The 772-nt window shown below is 33.7% G+C and carries 1 protein-coding gene; it reads left to right on the top strand.

The window, feature by feature from the left end:
• Positions 1 to 731 (top strand): IS3 family transposase (locus tag AC6CHU_RS25930; RefSeq protein WP_498123164.1); only part of this gene is annotated, 731 nt, incomplete at its 5' end.
• Positions 732 to 772: the final 41 nt, after the last annotated feature.

Here is a 772-nt window from a genome sequence, read left to right on the forward strand (position 1 = left end):
TACGTATGGAAGAAGATATTTTACTTAAAGAACATATATTAGCCATTCATAAACTACACCCTTACTTTGGATATAAGCGAGTGACGCGGGCTTTATCTAGAGAAGGAATTGTAATAAATCATAAGCGCGTTCGACGTTTAATGCGGGAATTAGGCATAAAATCAGTTATTCGGAAGAAAAGACCTTTCTATGGGCATAGAGGTTCAATTGTATTTCCAAATGTATTGAACAGGGAATTTTCAGCCGAGAATCGGTTTGAAAAACTCGTAACAGATATAACATACGTACGAATTGGAGAGGATTTCGCATATCTTTCTGCAGTTTTGGATTTATATAATAATGAGATTGTAGCTTGGAAATTATCTAAAAGAAATGACCTTGAATTAGTGTTAAATACATTAAAGCAATTAGAAGGCAAACCATTAAAAGAACAAGCACTAATACATTCCGATCAAGGATTTCAATACACAACTAAAGTGTATGAAAATCACCTAAAGAAGTTGAATATTCAAGGAAGTCATTCCAGAAGAGGAAATTGTCATGATAATGCATGTATTGAGTGTTTTTTCTCCCATTTAAAAACAGAGAAGTTATATTTAGTGCGTCCTAAAACGATTGAGCAAGCTTACTTAGCGATTGAGGAATATATTAATTTTTACAATAATGAACGATTCCAAGAAAAGTTTAACGGCCTTTCCCCAATTGAATATCGTGAAAAGGCCGCAGCTTAGTATACTCTTTTTTCATTGTCTACTTGACAGGGTTATGTGCA

Source organism: Cytobacillus sp. GQ23 (genome assembly GCF_059758675.1).